Annotated in this window: 11 protein-coding genes; 2 read left to right on the top strand and 9 right to left on the bottom strand. The window is 72.4% G+C overall.

Annotation, left to right across the window (positions count from 1 at the left end; genetic code table 11):
* Positions 1-28: 28 nt before the first annotated feature.
* Positions 29-2,623, bottom strand: coding sequence for a bifunctional FO biosynthesis protein CofGH (locus QIY60_RS15710; RefSeq protein WP_283143013.1), 2,595 nt, complete (start codon positions 2,621-2,623; stop codon positions 29-31).
* Between the two features lie 196 nt (positions 2,624-2,819).
* Here QIY60_RS15710 and QIY60_RS15705 point away from each other — a divergent pair, with 196 nt between their 5' ends.
* The gene (locus QIY60_RS15705) at positions 2,820-4,484 is read left to right on the top strand and encodes a CocE/NonD family hydrolase (protein ID WP_283143012.1); all 1,665 of its coding nucleotides are present in this window, start codon (positions 2,820-2,822) and stop codon (positions 4,482-4,484) included.
* Positions 4,485-4,525: 41 nt separating this feature from the next.
* Here the strand turns inward: QIY60_RS15705 and QIY60_RS15700 are convergent, their stop codons facing one another.
* On the bottom strand, positions 4,526-5,356 hold the full coding sequence (locus tag QIY60_RS15700; RefSeq protein ID WP_283143011.1) for an LLM class F420-dependent oxidoreductase: 831 nt from the start codon (positions 5,354-5,356) through the stop codon (positions 4,526-4,528).
* 190 nt (positions 5,357-5,546) lie between these two features.
* Here QIY60_RS15700 and QIY60_RS15695 point away from each other — a divergent pair, with 190 nt between their 5' ends.
* Positions 5,547-7,097: a CehA/McbA family metallohydrolase gene (locus QIY60_RS15695; protein WP_283143010.1), complete on the top strand. Its 1,551-nt coding sequence runs from the start codon at positions 5,547-5,549 to the stop codon at positions 7,095-7,097.
* 241 nt (positions 7,098-7,338) lie between these two features.
* On the opposite strand, the gene QIY60_RS15690 is transcribed toward QIY60_RS15695, so the two are convergent.
* The 7 genes from QIY60_RS15690 to QIY60_RS15660 form a co-directional block, all read right to left on the bottom strand.
* A complete protein-coding gene (locus QIY60_RS15690; protein ID WP_283143009.1) occupies positions 7,339-8,799 on the bottom strand; it encodes an aldehyde dehydrogenase family protein in 1,461 nt (486 codons plus the stop codon).
* Positions 8,796-10,538: a D-aminoacylase gene (locus tag QIY60_RS15685; protein WP_283143008.1), complete on the bottom strand. Its 1,743-nt coding sequence runs from the start codon at positions 10,536-10,538 to the stop codon at positions 8,796-8,798. The genes QIY60_RS15690 and QIY60_RS15685 overlap by 4 nt, the downstream gene beginning before the upstream one ends.
* Before the next feature lie 368 nt (positions 10,539-10,906).
* A complete protein-coding gene (locus QIY60_RS15680) occupies positions 10,907-12,034 on the bottom strand; it encodes an LLM class flavin-dependent oxidoreductase (RefSeq protein ID WP_283143007.1) in 1,128 nt (375 codons plus the stop codon).
* 113 nt (positions 12,035-12,147) lie between these two features.
* On the bottom strand, positions 12,148-12,933 hold the full coding sequence (locus QIY60_RS15675; RefSeq protein WP_283143006.1) for an SDR family NAD(P)-dependent oxidoreductase: 786 nt from the start codon (positions 12,931-12,933) through the stop codon (positions 12,148-12,150).
* Positions 12,934-12,944: 11 nt separating this feature from the next.
* Complete coding sequence (locus QIY60_RS15670; protein ID WP_283145945.1) at positions 12,945-13,850, bottom strand: LLM class F420-dependent oxidoreductase; 906 nt, start codon at positions 13,848-13,850, stop codon at positions 12,945-12,947.
* Between the two features lie 152 nt (positions 13,851-14,002).
* On the bottom strand, positions 14,003-14,410 hold the full coding sequence (locus tag QIY60_RS15665) for a PaaI family thioesterase (protein ID WP_283143005.1): 408 nt from the start codon (positions 14,408-14,410) through the stop codon (positions 14,003-14,005).
* 545 nt (positions 14,411-14,955) lie between these two features.
* Positions 14,956-16,173: an amidohydrolase family protein gene (locus tag QIY60_RS15660; protein WP_283145944.1), complete on the bottom strand. Its 1,218-nt coding sequence runs from the start codon at positions 16,171-16,173 to the stop codon at positions 14,956-14,958.
* Between the last annotated feature and the right edge of the window lie 248 nt (positions 16,174-16,421).

Here is a 16,421-nt window from a genome sequence, read left to right as displayed (position 1 = left end):
ATGCGATCCCCTGGCACACGTGAACCCCTCAGTCCCCCAACACCGGCAGCAGCTCGGGCAGGTGGCCGTCCGAGGCGTGGGCCGCGTCCTGCCGCTCCTGGGGCACCTCGCCGTACAGCGTGGTGCGCGGCTTGGCCGGGCGGCCCGCCGCCTCCGCGATGGCGACCAGGTCCTTGATGGAGCGGTACGAGCCGTAACTCGACCCCGCCATCCGGGAGATGGTCTCCTCCATGAGCGTGCCGCCCAGGTCGTTGGCGCCCGAGCGCAGCATCTCGGCGGCGCCCTCGGTGCCCAGCTTCACCCAGCTGGTCTGGATGTTGGTGATGTGCGGGTGCAGCAGGAGGCGGGCCATCGCCATCACCGCGCGGTTGTCGCGGGTGGTGGGGCCGGGGCGGGCGATCCCGGCGAGGTAGACCGGCGCGTTGGTGTGGATGAAGGGCAGCGTCACGAACTCGGTGAAACCGCCGGTCTCCTGCTGGATGCGGGAGAGCGTACGGAAGTGGCCGAGCCAGTGGCGGGGCTGGTCCACGTGCCCGTACATCATGGTCGAGGAGGAGCGGATGCCCAGTTCGTGGGCGGTCTTCACGACCTCGATCCAGGTGGCGGTGGGCAGTTTGCCCTTGGTGAGGACCCAGCGGACCTCGTCGTCGAGGATCTCGGCGGCCGTCCCGGGGATCGAGTCGAGGCCCGCCTCCTTGGCGGCGGTGAGCCACTCCCGTATCGAAAGTCCGGTGCGGGTGGCGCCGTTGACGACCTCCATCGGCGAGAAGGCGTGCACGTGCATGCCCGGCACGCGCTCCTTGACGGCCCGCGCGATGTCGAAGTACGCGGTGCCCGGCAGGTCCGGGTGGATGCCGCCCTGCATGCAGACCTCGACCGCGCCCACGTCCCAGGCCTGTTCGGCCCGGTCGGCCACCTGGGAGAGGGAGAGGGTGTACGCGTCGGCGTCGGTGCGGCGCTGGGCGAAGGCGCAGAAGCGGCAGCCGGTGTAGCAGACGTTGGTGAAGTTGATGTTCCGCGTGACGATGTACGTGACGTCGTCGCCCACCACGTCCCGGCGCAGCTCGTCGGCGATGCGGCAGAGCGCGTCCAGGGCCGGGCCGTCGGCGTGCAGCAGCGCCAGCGCCTCGTCGTCGGTGAGCTTCGTCGGGTCGTCGGCGGCCGTCGCCAGGGCCGCCCGTACGTCGGTGTCGATGCGGGAGGGCACCATGCCGGGGGCGGCCGCCTCGCGCAGCGCCTCCCAGTCGCCGTACACCTCGTCGAAGTCGTCGCGGCGGTCGGAGGTGCGGCCGTCGGTGTCGATGGTGCGGTGCAGATCGGTGCGGCCGGTGGCGGCGAAGGCCTCCTCGGGCTCCTGCCACGGGTGGCCCTCGACCACCGCGTCCTGGCGCGCCAGGCCCGTCTCCGGGTCCGCGAGCGCCCGTACGTGCGGCAGCAGCCGGGGGTCCAGCCAGGGCTCGCCGCGCTGGACGAACTCGGGGTAGACGCAGAGGCGTTCGCGCAGCTCGAACCCGGCGGCGGCGGACTCGGCGGTGAGCTGCTCGATCTGCGGCCAGGGCCGCTCGGGGTTCACATGGTCGATGGTCAGCGGCGAGACGCCGCCCCAGTCGTCGATGCCCGCGCCGATCAGCCGTCCGTACTCGCTGTCGACGAGGTTGGGCGGCGCCTGGAGGCAGGCGGAGGGGCCCATGATGTGCCGCGCCACCGCGACCGTGGCGACCAGCTCGTCCAGCTCCGCGTCCGGCATGCCGCGCATCGCGGTGTCCGGCTTGGCGCGGAAGTTCTGGATGATGAGCTCCTGGATGCCGTGGTACGAGCGCGCCACGCGGCGCAGCGCGAACAGCGACTCGGCGCGCTCCTCGTACGTCTCGCCGATCCCGATGAGCAGCCCGCTGGTGAACGGCACGGACGAGCGGCCCGCGTCCTCCAACACCCGCAGCCGGACGGCCGGTTCCTTGTCGGGCGAGCCGTGGTGCGGGCCGCCCGGCTCGGACCACAGCCGGGTGGCGGTGGTCTCCAGCATCATGCCCATGGAGGGGGCCACGGGCTTGAGCCGCTGGAAGTCGGTCCACGACATCACGCCCGGGTTGAGGTGCGGCAGCAGACCGGTCTCCTCCAGGATGCGGATGGAGATGGCGCGTACGTACGCGATGGTGTCGTCGTAGCCGTGCGCGTCCAGCCACTCGCGGGCCTCGGGCCAGCGGTCCTCCGGCTTGTCGCCCAGCGTGATCAGGGCTTCCTTGCAGCCGAGTTCGGCGCCCCGGCGGGCGATGTCGAGGACCTCGTCGGGGGACATGAACATCCCGTGCCCGGCCCGGCGCAGCTTGCCGGGGACGGTGACGAAGGTGCAGTAGTGGCACTTGTCCCGGCACAGCCGGGTGAGCGGGATGAAGACGCTCTTCGAGTACGTGATGACCCCGGGGCGGCCCGCGGCATCGAGGCCCGCGTCGCGCACCCGGGCGGCCGAGGCGGCCAGGTCCACCAGGTCCTCGCCGCGCGCCCGGAGCAGCACGGCCGCCTCGGTGGTGTCCAGCGCGACGCCGTCCCTGGCACGTTTCAGCGCGCGCCGCATCGCGTTGGCGGTCGGTGCTTCTGCCTGCGGTCGCTGCGCGCTCGAAGTCATCCCCCGAGCATACGAGCGGGACGCGTACGGCGGTGGGCCGCCCGGTGATCTTCGTGTACGCGCACTCTTCCGGCCAATCTCCCGCGAGCGCCGGGGATTCGCCCTGTGTCCGCGTCGATACTGAGAGTCGCTCCGGGCCCGGGTGCGACCTGCTCAGCCTTCCGATCCGCACCACGACGAACGGGACGGTACTGACGTGACATCAGAGCGTACGCGGCCGACGACCCTGTACCCGGAGCTGGACGAGGACGCGCTCAAGCGGTACTTCGAGGCGCTGACGAGCGGCGACACCTCGCACGTGGCGCCCGCGCGGGCCGCCGAGATCGAGGAGGCCAGGGCCGTGGCCCTGCCGGTCCGGGTGAAGATCCCCGGGGCGCGCGGGGACGAGCTCGACGGGGTGCTGTGGAAGCACCTGGTGGGCGCGCGGGAGCGGCCCGCGGTCATCATGCCGTCGCCGTGGACGTCGTACGGCTGGCTGGTCTACGTGGCGCAGGCGACCCGGTTCGCGGCCGCCGGGTACAACGTCCTGGTCTACTCGGCGCGCGGCTTCGGCGCGTCCGGCGGCGAGGTGGAGGTCGCGGGGCCGCTCGACGTCGAGGACGCGGGCAAGGCCATCGACTTCCTCACCGCCCAGGTGGGCGCCGAGCCGAGCAGACTCGGCTTCCTCGGCGACTCGTACGGCTCCGGCATCAGCCAGCTGATCGCCGCCCACGACGAGCGCGTCCACGCGGTCGCGGCCCTGTCCACCTGGGGCGACGTGGGCGAGGCGTTCTACGAGAACGACACCCGCCACACCGCCGCCGTCGCCACCCTGCTGGGCGCGGCGGGCGATGCGCGGCTGAGCGAGCGCACCCGGCGGGCCTTCGACGACCTGCTGGCCGACCGGAACATCGAGGAGACGCTGGAGTGGGCGGCCGAGCGCTCCCCGCTCACCTACGTGGACGGGCTCAACGGGCGCCAGGTGCCGGTGTTCTTCGCGCACGCCTGGCACGAGACGCTCTTCCCGGCCAACCAGACGCTGCGGATGTTCCAGGCGCTGACCGGTCCCAAGCGGATCGACCTGTCCATCGGCGACCACTCCGGCCCGGAGATGACCGGGATGCTCGGGCTGCCCAACCGGATCTGGGAGGACGCCCACCGGTTCTTCGCCCACCACCTCAAGGAGGTGGACAACGGCGTCGACACCGAGGGCCAGGTGGTCAGCCAGGTCATGTGGAGCAAGGCGCTGGAGTCCAGGCCCACCTGGGACGCGGTCACCGGCAGCACCGAGCGCCTGTATCTGACCGGCGCGGCCGTCAACGGCAACGGCTGGGGCAAGGCCGAGACCGACGGCGGCCTCGCCGACAAGCCCGACAGCGGCTGGAGCGTCCGCTTCCAGACCGGCGCGGACACCCCGGCGACCGTCGCCGACGCGGTCGTCACCGGCGGGTACGCCGAGATGGCGGGCAACCCGAAGGTCTATCCGGTGCACGACATCAACCGGGCCGACGCGGGCGTGTGGGCGAGCCCGCCGATGGCCGTCACCACCAAGCTGCGCGGCATCCCGCAGCTGCACCTGACGTTCACGCCGAGCGCCCACGACTCGACGCTGATCGCCCACCTCTTCGACGTCTCCCCCGACGGCTCGGCGCACATCGTCACGCACGCGCCCTTCACCCGCCTCGGCGGGGAGCCCGGGCAGCCGGTCCGGGCCGAGATCCCGCTCCAGGCCACCGGCTACGACGTGCCGGCCGGGCACCGGCTGCTGCTGGTGGTCGACGCCCGCGACCCGTTCTACGGCGACGCCAACCAGCCGCGCGCCACCATCGACATCGCGGCGGACGACGACGACCCGTCGTACCTGGACGTCCCGCTCGGCTGAGCCTTACGCGGCGGCCCGGCCGGTGCCGGGCCGCCGCTGACTCACACGTACGGCGCGAACTCGTCCAGCGCCTTCAGCACCGCCGCCTCGTCGGCGGACGGCAGCTGGAGGACGATCTCCTCGATGCCCAGGTCCGCGTAGTGGGTGAGCTTCCCGGGCGAGGGGAGCACCGCGTACGGGACGATCCGCAGGTCGTCGGGGGCGCGGCCCGCCTCCTCCCAGGCCCGGCGCAGCTGCGGCAGGGACTCGGTGAGCCCGCCGCCGCCGATCGGCAGCCAGCCGTCCGCGTACTCGGCGACCGCCGCGAACAGCTTGGGCCCGGCCGCGCCGCCGAGCAGGACGCGCGGCGCCCCGTTCCGCGCCGGCTTGGGATGCGCCTCGCTGGCCCGCACCGACCCGAAGGGGCCCTCGTACGCGGTGGGCTTCTCCGCCCACAGCGCCCGCATCAGCGCCATGCGGTCGCGCACCAGCTCGCGGCGCGTGGACCACTCCACCCCGTGGTCGGCGGCCTCCTCGCGGTTCCAGCCGTAGCCGACGCCGAGTGTGAAGCGGCCGCCGGAGAGGTGGTCCAGGGTGGCGGACTGCTTGGCCAGGTCGATCGGGTCGTGCTGGGCGACCAGGGTGATGCCGGTGCCCAGGCCGAGGGACGAGGTGACGGCGGCCGCCTGCCCGAGAGCGACGAAGGGGTCCAGGGTGCGGCCGTACTGGCGGGGCAGCTCGCCGCCCGGCGGGTACGGCGAGAGCCGTTCGACGGGGATGTGCGTGTGCTCCGGCAGATACAGCCCGGCGAATCCGCGCTCCTCCAGCTCGCGGGCGAGCCGGACGGGGGTGATCGTCTCGTCGGTGAGGAAGATCGTGGTGGCGATACGCATTCCCACTTCTTAGCCCCCGGGGACCGAGGGTGCAAGGGAGGCGCCCGGCCACCACCGCCACGGACCGGCCACGGAGCGGCCACCGCTCAACCGCCGCCCCTTGCCCGGGAGTTCACGCGCGCGTACGACTGTGGGCAGGCACGCGCACCGACCGACAGGCACCCCTTCCATCCCGCTGGGAGCACAGGCCATGACCGGACCCGAGGACAGAGCCCAGGACGACAGCGGCGCCGACCGGACCATCGGACGGCGCGGACTGTTCGTGACGGGAGCCGCCACCGCGCTTACGTTGGGAACCGTGAGCTTCGCGAACGCGGCCCCCGGCGGCGACGGCGGCGGCGCCCCCGCAGAGCGGACCCGGGTCGTCACCGGCACCCTGCCGCCCGGCGCGCCCGACTTCGTCTACCTGCCCGTGGAGGTCCCGCGCGGGGTGCGCGAGATCGCGGTCTCGTACGCGTACGAGAAGGCGACGGTCCCGGCGGGCACCCAGAACAACGCCCTGGACATCGGCATCTTCGACGAGCGCGGCACGGAGCCGGGCGGCAAGGGCTTTAGGGGCTGGTCGGGCGGCGCCCGCACCGAGTTCTTCATCCGCGCGGACGCGGCGACCCCCGGCTACATCCCCGGCCCGGTGCGCGCCGGGACCTGGCACATCGCGCTCGGCCCGTACACGGTCGCGCCGCAGGGCCTGCCGTACACGGTGACGATCACGCTGAAGTCCGGCGAGCGGGGCAGCACGCCCGCGCCGGTGTACCCGCCGACCCGGGCCAAGGGGCGGGGCCGGGCCTGGTACCGGGGCGACTGCCACCTGCACTCCTGGTACTCGGACGGCCGGCGCACCCCGGCCGAGATCGCGGCGCTGGCCCGGGCGGCGGGCCTGGACTTCATCAACACCTCCGAGCACAACACCCACTCCTCGCACCCGGCGTGGGAGGGCCTGTGGGGCGACGACCTGCTGATCCTCACCGGCGAGGAGATCACCACGCGCAACGGGCACGTGCTGGCGCTCGGCGTCGACCCGGGCACGTTCGTCGACTGGCGCTACCGCGCCCGCGACAACCGCTTCGGCCACTTCGCCCGGGAGATCCGCCGCGCGGGGGGCCTGGTCGTCCCCGCCCACCCGCACGCCACCTGCATCGGCTGCAACTGGAAGTTCGGGTTCGGCGAGGCGGACGCGGTGGAGGTGTGGAACGGGCCGTACACGCCGGACGACGAGGTGTCGCTCCAGGAGTGGGACAACACGCTGGCGGCGGCCGGGCGTTCGGGGGGCCGCTGGGTTCCGGCGATGGGCAACAGCGACGCCCATCGCGACCCCGACCGCATCGGCGGCCCCCAGACGGTGGTCCTCGCCGACGAGCTGTCCCGCGAGGCGATCCAGGCGGGCCTGAAGGCGGGCCACTCGTACGTGGCGGAGTCCTCATCCGTCTCGCTCGCCTTCGCGGTGTCGGGCGGGCGGGGCGGGCACGCGGGGATCGGGGACCGGCTGCGGGCGGCTCGCGACGAGCCGGTCACCGTGCGCCTCGATGTCACGGGTGCGGTGGGCTGCACGGCGGCGTTCGTCACGGACCAGGGGACGCTGTTCAGCACCGCGTTGCCCGCGTCCGGGGCGGGGGCGGTGGAGTGGCAGACCACGGCGTCGTACGCGACGTACGTACGTGCCGAGGTCCGCCACGCGCCGCTGATGCCGGGGTTGCCCGGGCCGCTGGCTGCGTTCACGAACCCGGTGTTCCTGGGCGACTAGGAGTTCATCTGCGACCCGGTGGGGGCTGGTCGCGCAGTTCCCCGCGCCCCTGAAAATGCCGCTGCGCGGCAATCCCCTGGGCGCCCCGAAGGGGCGCATCTCAGGGGCGCGGGGCTGTGTCATTGTGCGGCTCCGCCGCGTGGGCGCGACCAACAGGGAACGCCCCGAAGGGGCGCATTCAGGGGCGCGGGGAACTGCGCGATCAGCCCCCACCGGGCCCCAGATGACGCACTCAGCGCCCCTAGCCCGGCCAGACGATCGCCTGGAGCTCGCTGTACGCGTGCAGGGCGTACGAGCCGACGTCACGGCCCACCCCGCTCCGCTTGAACCCCCCGAACGGCGCCTCCATGTTCCGGCCGATCGTATTCACGCCGACCCCACCCGCCCGCAGCCGACGCGCGACACGGAAGGCGCGGGCCACGTCGCCGGACCACACATAGTCCAGGAGGCCGTAGTCGCTGTCGTTGGCGAGGGACACCGCCTCCTCCTCGTCCTCGAAGGGGACCACGGCCACGACCGGCCCGAAGATCTCCTCGCGGACGACGCGCATGTCGTTGGTGCAGTCGGCGAGGAGGGTCGGGGCGACATAGAACCCCCGCTCCAGCGACGGCCGTTCGCCGCCGGCCACGACCCGCGCCCCCTCCTTGCGCCCGAGCTCCACGTACGACTCGACCCGGTCACGGTGCGCGGCCGAGATCACCGGCCCCACCACCGTGCCCGCCTCCGCCGGGTCACCCACCTTCAAGTGGCCGATATAGATAGACAGTTGCTCCACCAGTTGGTCGTGTACCGACCGGTGGACAAGGACCCGCGTCGGCGCCGTACAGATCTGGCCGCTGTAGAACGAGAACGTCGTGCCGATGCCCCTCACCGCCGCCCCCACGTCCGCGTCGTCGAAGACGACCGCCGCCCCCTTCCCGCCGAGCTCCATGAGCTGGCGTTTCATGCCCCGGCCGCACACCTCCGCGATGCGCTGCCCCACCGCCGTGGAGCCGGTGAAGCTGACCATGTCGACGTCCGGGGAGTCCACGGCCGCCTCCCCGACGGCCGGGGCCGAGCCGGTGACCACGTTCACCACCCCCCTCGGCACGCCCGCCTCCGCCAGCGCCTCGGCCATCCGGAAGACGGACAGGGGGTCCTGGGGGGCGGGTTTGACGACCACCGTGTTGCCCATGGCGAGCGCGGGCGCGACCTTTCCCGCCGGGTTGGCCCAGGGGTTGTTGTACGAGGTGATACAGGTGACCACCCCCACGGGCTGCCGCACGGCGACGGCCCCGAAGACGCCCGCCCGCCCCATCGGCCCGGCCTCGTTGATCTGCGGCGGAATCGCGCTCTCGACCGGCTCCAGGGCTCCCTTCGCGTACCGCCGGAAGCGGGCCGCGCCCACCGCGACCTGCATGCCGCGCGCGGTGGCGGTGGTGGCGCCGGTCTCGGCGCGGGCGAGTTCGGCGTACGGGGTGAACTCGCGCTGGATGACGTCCGCCGCCCGGTCGAGGATCGCGGCGCGCTCCTCGGGGGCGGTGCGGGACCAGCCGTCGAAGGCGTCCCGGGCGGCGGCGGCCGCCGCGTACACCTGCGCACGGCTCGCCTCGGGGGCGAGCCCGACGACTTCCTCGGTGGCGGGGTCGAGGATCTCGTACTGCCCGCCGTCGGGCTCGACCCACTCACCGTCGATGAACAACTTCGGCTCGTACAGGCTCACTTGACGGACACCGTCCTCGTGTCGCGGCCGGAGCGCAGGACCGTGCCCGGCACCGCGCCCGTCACCACGTCGTCGCGGATCGTCTCGACGCCGTTGACGCGGACCGAGACGACGCCGATCGCCTTGGAGTCCAGGCGCGGGCTGTCGCCGGGCAGGTCGTGGACGAGCGTTGCCGGGCCCGCCTCGATGCGCTCGGGGTCGAAGAGGACGAGGTCGGCGTGGTAGCCCTCCTCGATCCGCCCCCGCTCGCGCAGCCCGAACAGCCGTGCCGGGTCGTCGCTGAGCATCTTCACGGCCTGTTCCAGGGACACCAGCTTGCGGCCGCGCAGACAGTCCCCGAGGAAGCGCGTGGTGTACGGGGCGCCGCACATCCGGTCCAGGTGGGCGCCCGCGTCGGAGCCGCCGAGCAGGACGTCCTCGTGCTGCCAGGTCTCCTGGCGCAGCGCCCAGCTGGCCGGGTCGTTGTCGGTCGGCATCGGCCAAAGGACCGTCCGCAGCCGGTCGTCGGCGCAGATCTCGACCAGGCAGTGGAAGGGGTCCTGGCCGCGCTCGGCGGCGATGTCGCGGACCACGCGCCCGGTGAGCCCGGCGTTGGCCTCGGAGTAGGTGTCCCCGATGACGTACCGCCCGAAGTCGGCGAGCCGCCGGAAGACCCCGGCCTCCTTGCTGTCGGCGCGGCGCAGCATCTCGGCGCGTACGCCGGGGTCGCGCAGCCGCTCGATCCGCTCGGGGACGGGAAGGTTGAGGACATCGCCCCAGCCCGGGATGAGGTTGAGGGCGCAGAAGGTGCCGAGCGACATGTTCATCGGGGTGAGGATCGGCATGGTCAGCGCGACGATCCGGCCGCCGGACCGGCGGGCGCGCTCACTGGCGGCGAGCTGGCGGGGTACGCGCTCGGGGACGGCGGCGTCGATGGTGAGGACGTTCCAGTTGAGCGGCCGCCCGGCGACGGCGGACATCTCCACAAGGAGATCGATCTCGTCGTCCGAGAACTGGTCCAGGCACCCGGCCACGATCGCCTCGATCTGGGTGCCCTCGTGCTGCCCGACCGCCTTGGAGAGGGCGAGCAGTTCGGCGCGGCGGGCGTGCCGGGAGGCGACGGGGTGGCCGTCGCCGTCGGAGTGGGTGGACGACTGGGTGGTGGAGAGCCCCCAGGCGCCCGCGTCCATGGCGTCGTGGAGGAGGCGCAGCATGGCGTCGAGCTGGTCGGGGGTGGGCTGCCCGCCGACGGCGTCGGGCCCCATGACGTACCGGCGGAGCGCGCAGTGCCCCACCATGAACCCGGCGTTGACGGCGATGCGGCCGTCCAGCGCGTCCAGGTACTCGCCGAACGTCGACCAGCCCCAGTCGACGCCGTCCTCCAGGGCCTTGAGCGCCATGCCCTCCACCCGGGCCATCATCCGGCGGGTGTAGTCGGCGTCCTCCGGGCGGTCGGGGTGGAGGGGGGCGAGGGTGAAGCCGCAGTTGCCTCCGGCGACGGTGGTGACGCCGTGGTTCATGGACGGGGTGGCGTACGGGTCCCAGAACAGCTGGGCGTCGTAGTGGGTGTGGGGGTCGACGAAGCCGGGGGCGAGGACGAGGCCGTGGGCGTCCTCGCTGGTGCGGGCGTCTTCCGGGGCGAGGGTGTCGGGCTCGGCGATCTGGGCGATGCGGCCTGCTTTCAGGGCGACGTCCGCGGTGTAGGCGGGGGCGCCGGTGCCGTCGACGACGGTCGCGCGCCGGATCAGGTGGTCGAGCATGGTGTCCCTCTCTTCCGGGTCCTCCGGAGCGTGGGTGTGCCCCGGCCGGGGGTCACGCGCGGCGGGCCGCCGCCGGGTGGCCTCCGGCCGGGGTGGACGGGGGAACGGCCCGGGATGCCGCCGCCCCGCGTCTTTGTTTTGCCCCACCCCGCCCCTTCCCGAAAGCCCTCTGGCGGGCGGCCGGGGGGGGCTTCGCCCCCTGGGGCAGGTGTTCGTCTGCGGGTGGGTGGGGGCTGGTCGCGCAGTTCCCCGCGCCCCTACAAAATGCCGCTCCGCGGCAATCCCCTGAGGCGCCCCGCAGGGGCGCATCTCAGGGGCGCGGGGAACTGCGCGGCCAGCCCCCACCCACCCGCAGCCAAACCGTTCGCTCAGGCGCCCGCGGCCTCGCGGAATCGGGTCGTCCGGTGGACCGGATCCGTGTCGATCTTCGGGATCACGTGCTCCCCGATCAGCCGGATCGTGTTCATCGTGTCCTCATAGGGGACCCCGATCGGCAGGCCGAAGGACAGCTGGTCCGCCCCCGCCTGCTCCCACCGCTTGCACTGCCGCGTCACCTCGTCCGGATCGCCGCAGATCATCAGCTCCTCCGCGATGAGGAGTTCGATGATCTCCGTGGTGTACTCGGGCAGCAGCTCCGGCCACTCGGGCACACCCTCCGGCCGCGGGAACGTGTCGTGGTAGCGGAACACCAGCGACTGCAACCGGTTCAGACCGCCCGCCGCGGCAATGGCCACCGCCTTCTCGTGCGTCTCCGCACAGATCGCCGTCGACGTCACCATCACGTTGTCGTTGACGAAGTCGGAGATCGGCTCCGCCTCCCGTATCGCCGTCTTGTACTGCTCCAGGACCCACTCCATGTCCGAGACCTTCTGGACGGAGAAGCCGAGGACGCCCAGGCCCTTCTTCGCGGCCATGGCGTACGACGACGGGGACCCGGCCGCGTACCACATCGCCGGGTGCGACTTCCCGTACGGCTTGGGGAAGACCTTGCGCGGCGGCAGCGACCAGTGCTTGCCCTGGAACCCCACGTACTCGTCCTGGAGCCACATCTTGGGGAACTCCGCGATGGTCTCCTCCCAGATCTCCTTGGTGTGGTTCATGTCGGTGATGCCCGGCATGAACCCCAGGATCTCGTGGGAGCCCGCGCCCCGCCCGGAGCCGAACTCGAAGCGCCCCTCGCTGAGGTGGTCGAGCATCGCGACCTTCTCCGCGACCTTGACCGGGTGGTTGACCGGCGCGAGCGGGTTGAAGATGCCCGAGCCGAGGTGGATCCGCTCGGTCGCGTGGGCGAGGTAGCCGAGGAAGACCTCGTTGGCCGACAGGTGCGAGTACTCCTCCAGGAAGTGGTGCTCGGAGGCCCAGGCGTACTTGAAGCCGGACTTGTCCGCCTGGATGACGTATTCGGTCTCCTCCATGAGCGCCTTGTGCTCCGCCTGGGGGTCGACCGACGAGCGTGCCACGGGCACGTATCCCTGTACAAACAGTCCGAATTCCAAGGAGGTTCACCGTCCCTGTCAACGTTTCTGACGCATCGTCAGATCTCTGCGATACGGCGACTGTTCCACCGGCGCCCGACGTCGTCAATACCTGACGCCAAGTCAGGAAGGGCTCAGAACAGGCTCACCCCCGCCAGCCAGCCCCCGTCGATCACGAACGGCTGGCCCGTGATGTACGCGGAGTCCTCGCTGGTCAGGAAGAGCGCGAGCGCCGCGACCTCCTCCGGCCGCCCGATCCTCCCCAGCGGCACCAGCCGCTTGTACAGCTCGGCCACCGCCTCCTTGGCCTCCTCCGGGTCGGCCGTCGGGTCGAGGGCCGCCGGGTTGGTCATCGGGGTGTCCACGGCGCCGGGGCAGACCGCGTTCACCCGGATCCCCTTCGCCGCGAGCTCCACGGCCGCGACCCGGGTGAGGCCGAGGATGGCGTGCTTGGTGGCGGCGTACGCGCCGACGTAGGCCATGCCCGTGAGCGCGGTGTACGAGGCGGTGTTGACGATGGTGCCGCCGCCGGCCGCCTCGATCTCGGGCGCCGCGTACTTGATGCCGAGGAAGGCGCCCACCTGGTTGACCTGGATGATCTGCTGGAACTCCTCAAGCGGGGTGGCGACGAGCTCGTTGAAGCGGAGGATGCCCGCGTTGTTGACGAGCCCGTCGAGATGCCCGAAGGCGGCCTTGGCGAGGCTGATGGCGGCGACCCACTCCTCCTCCCGGCTGACGTCGAGGTGCACGAACCGGGCGGACTCCGCCCCCAGCTCCTTGGCCACCGCCTCCCCCTGGTCGTCCAGCACGTCCGCGAGGACCACCTTGGCGCCCTCGGCCGCGAAGAGCCGCGCCTCCTGCTCGCCCTGCCCGCGCGCCGCGCCCGTGACGAGGACGACCCGCCCGTCCAGCTTGCCCATGTCCGTACTCCCTAGGTGAGGTGGGGGGCCACGTCGGCGGCGAACGCCGCGATCTGGTCGATGAGTTCGGCGCGGCCGCGCGAGCGGAAGCGCAGCTGGACCTGGTGGACGCCGAGCGCGGCGTACTCGCGCAGGGAGTCGGCGAGGGCGTCGGGCTTGCCGCTGAGGGTGCGGCGCCCGAGGTCCCAGCGCGCCTCGCCCACGTACAGCGGCTCCGCGATGGCGCCGACGCAGAACGGCCCCTCGATGCCCGCGCGCTCCCGCAGCTCCCTGATCCGGGCGATCTGGTGCGGCAGCTTGTCCCGGGGGTCGCCCTGCGGCAGCCAGCCGTCGCCGCGCAGGGCGGCGCGCCGGACGGCGGCGGGCGAGGACCCGCCGACCCAGATGGGCACGCGCTCCTGGGCGGGCCGGGGCCGCTGCCCGAGCCCGCTGAAGCTGAACCTCTCGCCGTGGAACTCGGGGAACTCCTCCGGCCCGAGCGCGACCCGCAGTGCGTCGACGGTCTCGTCGAGCACGGCGCCTCGGCGCGCGAAGTCGGCCCCGAGGGCCTCGAACTCCTCCTGTACGTGCCCGGCCCCCACCCCCAAGACCAGCCGGCCGCCGCTGAGGTGGTCGAGGGTCGCGTACTGCTTGGCGGTGAGGAGGGGGTGGCGCAGGCCGACGACGGCGACGTGGCTGAGGAGGAGGGTGCGGGTGGTGAGGGCGGCGAGGTAGGCGAGGGTGGCGACGGGGTCGTACCACGTGGTGCCCATCGCGCCCGCGAGCCGGCGGGGGATGGCGACGTGGTCGCAGGTGGCGAGGTAGTGGAAGCCGGCGCGGTCGGCGACCCGCGCGATCTCGGCGAGGTCGTCGGGGGTCGCGCCGGCTTCCCAGGGTTCGGCGTAGAGAGTGCTCTGGGACTGGATGGGGAGCTGCATCCCGTACGAGAGCGGCCCCCCGGGTATGTCCGTGTACGGGTCCACGATGCGGCCTCCTCCGCCGGGACGGCACGCCGATCTGACGCCCCGTCACTTCCTGACCGGCTCACCCCATCGTGATATCTGACACTCCATCAGACAAGGGTTCCGGCTCACCCCAGAAGGGCGTACACCGTGCTGGCCCGGGCGGCGGGCTCGTCCGCGCCCTCGGCGGTGAGGGTGATCTCCGCGAACGCCATGCGCTTGCCGAGCTTGGTGACGCGCGCGTCGACGAGCACGTCCGCGCCGACGACGGGGCGCTGGAAGCTGGTCGACTGCTGGACGGTGGTCATGGGGCCGTACGCGCCCCGGGCGGCGGAGACGGCGATGACGGTGGCGGTGTCGGCGGCGGCCATCATGGCCTGCCCCGACATCCCTCCCCCGTCCCGCGCCAGCCGCGCGTCCCAGGGCAGCCGCAGCACGGCGTGCGTGTCGCCGACCTCGACGACGGCGAGGTTGAGGTCGAGCACCCAGGGGGCGAAGTTGTCGACGAGGATCTGCTGTGCGGATTGGGGGTTCATGGGGGGATGGTGGGGCAGGCCGGGGGCACGGACAAGAGCGCCGGGCGGGTGGTTCGCCTGCGGGTGGGTGGGGGCTGGTCGCGCAGTTCCCCGCGCCCCTTTTTGGCCCGGTGTTTGTCTGCGGCCCGGCGGGGGCTGAGCGCGCAGTTCCCCGCGCCCCTTCTTGGGCCGGTGTTCGTCTGCGGGCCGTGTGGGTTGCTCGCGCAGTTCCCCGCGCCCCTGAAGGGGTTCGTCGTTGTCTGCGGACCGTGCTGGCTTGCTCGCGCAGTTCCCCGCGCCCCTTAAATGCCGCTGCGCGGCATCCTCGGGGGCGGCCCGGAGGGGCGCTTCTAGGGGCGCGGGGAACTGCGCGACCAGCCCCCACCGGTCCGCAGACGAACGGAGTCCGGGGCGCAGCCCCGAAAGCGGGGTGCAGGGGCCGCAGGCCCCGCCCCAGGGGTCCGGGGGCGTAGCCCCCGGGAGAGCCGCCTTCACCCCCACCCACCCCCGGAGGCCACGCGGCGGAGCCGCAAATGCCACAGCGGGAAGGGGCGGGGTGGGGGCTCTCAGCCCGGCCACAGACCATCCGTCCCCAGCGACAGGAGCTCAATCGCGTTGCCCCGCACGATCCGCTCCACCACGTCCCCCCGAAGGTGCGCCATCTGCCCCTCCCCCACCTCCTTCGACTTCGGCCACGTGGAGTCCGAATGCGGGTAGTCCGTCTCGTACAGGACGTTCCCCACCCCGATAGCCCCCAGGTTCCGCAGCCCGAACGCGTCGTCGAAGAAGCAGCCGTAGACGTGCTCGGCGAAGAGTTCCGACGGCGGGCGGTGGACCTTGTCCGCGACTCCGCCCCAGGCGCGGTTCTCCTCCCAGACCACGTCCGCCCGCTCCAGGATGTAGGGGATCCAGCCGATCTGCCCCTCCGCGTACATCACCCGCACCCCCGGGAAGCGTTCGAACTTGCCGCTCATCAGCCAGTCGACCATCGAGAAGCAGCAGTTGGCGAAGGTGATCGTGGAGCCGACGGCCGGCGGCGCGTCCGCCGAGGTGGACGGCATGCGGGACGACGAGCCGATGTGCATCGCGATCACCGTCCCCGTCTCGTCGCACGCCGCCAGGAACGGGTCCCAGTAGTCGGTGTGGATGGAGGGCAGGCCAAGATGCGGGGGTATCTCGGAGAAGGCCACCGCACGTACGCCCCGCGCCGCGTTCCGCCGTACCTCCGCCGCCGCGAGCTCCGCGTCCCAGAGGGGGATCAGGGTCAGGGGGATCAGGCGGCCATGCGCCTGCGGGCCGCACCATTCCTCCACCATCCAGTCGTTGTACGCCCGCACCGAAAGCAGCCCCAGCTCCCGGTCCGCCGCCTCCGTGAACGTCTGGCCGCAGAAGCGCGGGAAGGTGGGGAAGCAGAGTGCCGACTGGACGTGGTTGACGTCCATGTCCGCGAGCCGCTCCGGAACGCTGTACGAACCCGGCCGCATCTGCTCGTACGTGATCACTTCAAGGCGGATCTCGTCCCGCGCGTACCCGACCGCCGTGTCCAGGCGCGTCAGCGGGCGGTGCAGGTCCTCGTACACCCACCAGTCGCCGATCGGCCCCTCGTCCCCGGGCGCGCCCATGACCGGCGCGAACTTGCCGCCGAGGAAGGTCATCTCCTTGAGGGGGGCGCGGACTATACGCGGGCCCGAGTCCCGGTACTTCGACGGGAGCCGGTCCTGCCAGACGTGCGGCGGCTCCACCGTGTGGTCGTCCACCGAGATGATCCTCGGGAAGCTCTCCACGGTCTCCACAGTCTTCATGGTCTCCATGGCTCTTCACCGTAGACCCGAACTGACGGTTCGTCAGCTAGTCGTGCGGGGCGCTCTTCGGCCACTTCACCGGTCGCCCTCGGACAAAGCTCCGCCGGATCCGGCCGACCCGCCACCCGCGCACCGGTCGCACCTCGGCCACCCACCAGTCACTCGTCGGCCATTCGCCCCTCGCTCCCCGCCCCTCGACGCCTGTCCGTCCCCCGGACAGGGCCGTGGAC

Source organism: Streptomyces sp. BPTC-684 (genome assembly GCF_030028635.1).
Taxonomy (GTDB): domain Bacteria; phylum Actinomycetota; class Actinomycetes; order Streptomycetales; family Streptomycetaceae; genus Streptomyces; species Streptomyces noboritoensis.
Note: the sequence above shows the minus strand (reverse complement) of the source record. Positions and strands in the feature narration are given on the sequence as shown.

Excerpts from the sequence above, each read along its gene's own strand:
- QIY60_RS15670 (WP_283145945.1), bottom strand. The coding sequence starts at position 13,850 with ATGCAGCTCCCCATCCAGTCCCAGAGCACTCTCTACGCCGAACCCTGG.
- QIY60_RS15685 (WP_283143008.1), bottom strand. The coding sequence starts at position 10,538 with ATGCTCGACCACCTGATCCGGCGCGCGACCGTCGTCGACGGCACCGGC.
- QIY60_RS15710 (WP_283143013.1), bottom strand. The coding sequence starts at position 2,623 with ATGACTTCGAGCGCGCAGCGACCGCAGGCAGAAGCACCGACCGCCAAC.
- QIY60_RS15695 (WP_283143010.1), top strand. The coding sequence starts at position 5,547 with ATGACCGGACCCGAGGACAGAGCCCAGGACGACAGCGGCGCCGACCGG.
- QIY60_RS15700 (WP_283143011.1), bottom strand. The coding sequence starts at position 5,356 with ATGCGTATCGCCACCACGATCTTCCTCACCGACGAGACGATCACCCCC.
- QIY60_RS15675 (WP_283143006.1), bottom strand. The coding sequence starts at position 12,933 with ATGGGCAAGCTGGACGGGCGGGTCGTCCTCGTCACGGGCGCGGCGCGC.
- QIY60_RS15665 (WP_283143005.1), bottom strand. The coding sequence starts at position 14,410 with ATGAACCCCCAATCCGCACAGCAGATCCTCGTCGACAACTTCGCCCCC.